Annotated in this window: 3 protein-coding genes; all 3 read right to left on the minus strand. The window is 42.6% G+C overall.

Annotation, left to right across the window (positions count from 1 at the left end; genetic code table 11):
• On the minus strand, positions 1 to 1,389 hold a 1,389-nt coding region (locus tag IQ229_RS14275), incomplete at its 3' end, for a hypothetical protein (protein WP_194044729.1).
• 79 nt (positions 1,390 to 1,468) lie between these two features.
• Entirely contained in the window at positions 1,469 to 2,749 is a 1,281-nt protein-coding gene (locus IQ229_RS14280) for an O-antigen ligase family protein (RefSeq protein ID WP_322743987.1), read from the minus strand.
• 2 nt (positions 2,750 to 2,751) lie between these two features.
• A complete protein-coding gene (locus IQ229_RS24065) occupies positions 2,752 to 4,419 on the minus strand; it encodes a hypothetical protein (protein WP_228013465.1) in 1,668 nt (555 codons plus the stop codon).
• Positions 4,420 to 4,529 lie beyond the last annotated feature (110 nt).

Genomic DNA, 4,529 nt, shown 5'->3' on the forward strand with positions numbered 1-4,529 from the left:
CCCAGTACCCGCCGCCGTGAAAATTTGATCGTCAGGATATCGTGACTGAATTTTCTGTGTTGCTGTTAAATTAATCCCTTCCAGGTGCAAATTAATTGGTGTTAACGCCAGCCATGTTTTTTCGTAACTGATGAAAGTTACACCCAACCGAGTTTCAATCAAAGCTGATTTAGGTAAGAAAAATTGAAACGGTGCTAGTGGTTTATTATTGAGCCAGATTACCAAATTTCGGTACTGAGCAACGTTGTCACCACCAATAGATGAAGTAGATATTGAAGTCGGGTCTGTTCCGGTAGCTGCGATAAAGTAATCCACCCCTCGCTTAGTATTGAACGCCATCATTTTAAACCCGTTCCAGTCCCCGCCAGAACCAGTAGCTAATGTCCCCAGTTGAAACGTGTTACCAAAATAAAGGGTTTCGTAAAACTGGGGTGCTGCGTCTCCTCCTGGTTTCCAGTTTTCGTAAGTTGGTTTGGAATTGAGTAGTTCTAGAGGTTTTTTAAATTCCTTCCGTGCCAAGGCAATAACAGCTAATGGTGGACGGTAACTACTGGTAATTAGGTGTACTTCGTCGGCATCTGGTTTGGGATCTGCCAGCGGTGAATCACCAAAGTATAGACCTAATTCATGAGTTGCCAGAGAACACCAAACACAGTTACCTTGACTAGAATCGCGTTTAGAGGGACCACCGAAACCACCCCGCCAATATTTCAAAGCGCCTTCAGTGAAAAACCAATCGAGTGCAGATTTGGCCAAAGATTTAACCTCTGGGTCTAATGCAAAATCGTAGAGATTTACATAAGTAGTAACGGCGTGTCCCAAGTAGTTTTCCGAATCCCACTCACCTTGTCCAATTTGGTAGAGAGTGCGAATATTGCGGCGGATATGTTCTTTATATATTTTACGTGTCTCTTCGTTGCCTGTTTCTTGGGCAAATAAATAAACTGCTACTTCCCGTATGGCTTTTAAATTATCGGTGTTGCGGCAGTCAACCCAGGTATCGCAGTTATCAGTTGAAGCCGACCAAAATTTCCGAGGGCTAAGAAAGGTACGTGTCAGTGGGTCTTTTTCAGTCCAAATCGCCATCGCTTTCTTCATGCGCTGGCGATAATTTGGGTCAAGATATTTACCAAAGTAGAAGTATTTTCGGACTTGCCCTTTGAGGGTAAAGCTAGAGTAAAAGTCAATTCCCAAGGTGTGAGCATTTCTATCAGCATCAGCGTCTTCTGATTGCAGAAAGGCGATCGCTTTTTCTCGATTACCGGCAAGAAAGTCCATCATTGCCCTGGGGTAAGACCTTTTTTCGTTCTCAAAGGCTGTCGAACCGTAGTTACTGCCTGCAAATTTTCTAATTGCTTGTTGGGAACGCGCCCGAAACTCTGTTGTCATCTGTGGTGTCCATTCTGACTCTGGCTTTGACTGGGTGCTGCCCAGTAATAGACACAGCAAACAGATGATGGGAGCGGTTTTAAGGTGTGATTTTCGGGACACGGGACATTCCACATATACTGAGCGACCACCAAGCTAGATGGGTAAATTGGGCGCACTCAAACCAGGTAAACGTAAAAGCGAGGTAGGCAATAAAGACTGCTTCAATTCCACGATAAGGTGATTTGATAAGCTGCCACAGACACCATACTAACAGGGTAAGGTAGGATGCCATCCCCAGTAAACCTACGGATAAAGCTGTGTCCAAAATTAGATTGTGCGCTTTGGTTGTGGGTAGCTGTGCCGTTTGTATTTGCCCCTTTTTATCTTGGTAGTTGAAACTAAAATCGTCCAAACGAATCACTTTGGCTATTGTTCTCCCGTAGCGCACATAGGGATAAGCCGAGCCGAAACCATTCATCCCCCATCCAAGTAAGGGACGCTGACTAATTCCACGGTTTGCCATTTCCCACAGATAAACTCGGTCTGATGTAATTTGTCTAATCAAAGGTGCATTATCTATCTGCCTGGTGCTAGTAGCAATGCCAATTATGAGTAAACACACCAGTGTTACAGGGAATAAAAGCTTATAATACTGGCGTCCTAATAGGTAGATAGTCGCTACCAGTAAGGCTAATAATCCTGCCCTAGTCTGAGTCAGCAGTAAAGCTGGGATAATTAAAATGCCAGCAATTGCAGCAAGGCGTGTGTTTATCCATTGCCATTGCCAACCAACAAGTGTCATAACTGCCGCTGCTGCTAGGACAAATGAAGCATGACCGCGATGGGAATACAAGCCGATTGGTTGCTGATTTTGAAAAATGGTACTCCGAAGGATGCTGTCTTGTATTAATTGCCCTGTTGTGGCAGTGTAATCAATGCGCCAGTTAAGGGATTGGGGGAAGATGCTGAGGGCGACAATTACCCCACCAATCACTAAACCTTGTAGTTGAGAACAAGCTAGTTCTGGGTATAGCCTTAACAGTAGGCTATTGCTGAGAGTGAAGATGGCGATAAGTAGCCAGTAAAGCAAGCCATCGCCCATCTGTTCTTGACCGAATAGAGAACGCCAGGGGAAAGGACTAGCGAGAGTTGCAATCAACCCAATTCCCAAAAATATTTCCCACAGCAACCTGTTAATTTTCCAACTTTGGGGCAGCTTTAGGTTTTCTCTGTCTTCCCAGAGCATTAAAAAGTTAAGTATGCAGATAAGGCTAATGGCAAATACTTTTGGTTGAGTCCAGATTTCCCCACGCATTGCACCAATTGGGTTGATGAGAATGATGCTGAGGGAAAATAGCAGGGTGTAGATACGGTTCACGGTTATTTTTCAAGGCGAATTTTCATCGCTTTTATTATTCCCCACGAAAGAAGTGCTAATAGTCCCAATGCAGATGTTGATTCGGGGACAGACTGAGGAGAACTTTCTTGAGAAAATGGGCGCATTTTGAAACTACCGTATCGATCATTAAATGCTAATTGAATGGGAAAAGCAGTTTCTTCTGTTGAACCAAATAAGGAATCGATGCCAGTGATTTTGAAGTTGGAAATACCAGAACCAAATAATGATGTAAAGTCTACGCTGTCTCCTGCACCAAATTCGCCAAGTATTCTGTCTCCTACTGAAACGGTAAATCGATTGTCGTCGCCTACAGGGAAATCTAGAATTTCAGTAAATAATGTGTCGTCAAGCGCTTGGAATTCAAAACCGTAGGGAGTGTGCGGGTCGTACCAGCGACAACCAGGAACGTTACGGAAGACTTGCCATCCTTGTTCAGTCCCATTAGGAAGAATTGGATCATACTGCACTCCACCTCCACCGCTACTACCTACTACTACTCCACCACCACCGCTACTACCTACAACATACGGAAAATCTGCCTCGTTGTTGAACACTGTAACATTAAGTTCATAGTTGCCTCGGTCTCCACCACGACGACCACCATTAGCAGGACGTACTTTCAGATTGATACTGCCATCATTGGATACAAAACCTGTCAGTGCAGAACCGAAACCATCTCCTACTGGACTACTATCATTGTCGTCATTCATCCAATGACGATACCCATCATCATATGCTTCTAACAATGTGTTTGGATTGCATCGATTTCCAGGGATGTCATTGTCAATATAGGCATAAAATTTTTTCCCTGGAGTAAGTTCTTTTAGCTGAAATGCATCTTCTTCATAACCTGATGATAGATTGTCAGAAAAATAATAATAGGAACAGTTCTCATCCCTGCTAATATTTTTGACTGGACAATAATCTTCACGACGACGCTTTGTTTGATTTCTCCAACCCCAGGAGATACCATCATAAATCATGACTGTATTTCTTCCAACTCGTTCAGCTAGGAAAAGTTCAGCATTCCAGTAATGGCTATTTTCGGAGTCACCTCTATAAGGTCTATCAAAAAAATTGGGTTTATAGTTTTGCTTCGGAAAATAAAATGGTTCTTCTAGTGACCTAGTATCTAAAATGTCCTCTTTGTCATTGTGTGTTCCAGAACTTGCAGAATGATTACTTACAACTCGCTGAATCCAATTGATATTGTCTAATATCCCAGGATCTCCTTCTCCTGGAATGTAATCAACAGAAAGCAAAGCACCAACTCCACTAATTAGAGACGAAGTTGTAGGAGATCCGCAGAGAGTGAGATTACCACAAGCATAATATTGGTTGATTCTAAACTCACCGTTTAGGCTGTATAGAGGATTGGTCTCAGGTTCTGCTGTCAAGAACCTCCAGTCTGGGAAAGCATCTCGCAATACGCGAAGTAAACCTGGTGTGCCACCTCGTGGAAGCGGTTTAATATCAGTTACCCATGCTTGACCTTCTCTATTTCCTACTCTGTATGTAACTTTGTCAAAACTGATATTACTTTCTATATCTTCTTCATAAATAATAGAGACAGCATAGCTTGGCTGAGTGTTAAATATGGCTAAAATTGTTGCTGCAATTGCCGTAAATAAATAATCTTTTGATTGCATTATTAAAAAAAACCTGCGATATAGTGGTATTATTTGCGTTAGAAAGAAATGGAAAGCAGAGGGATAATTCAGTTCACTGCATAGTTAAATTAAACTCAATAGGATGTGTA

The sequence above is a fragment of the Nostoc cf. edaphicum LEGE 07299 genome, assembly GCF_015207245.1.
GTDB lineage: Bacteria > Cyanobacteriota > Cyanobacteriia > Cyanobacteriales > Nostocaceae > Nostoc > Nostoc edaphicum_B.

What these genes read in the sequence shown, in the direction of transcription:
- IQ229_RS24065 (WP_228013465.1), bottom strand. Translation starts at nt 4,419, where the DNA reads ATGCAATCAAAAGATTATTTATTTACGGCAATTGCAGCAACAATTTTA.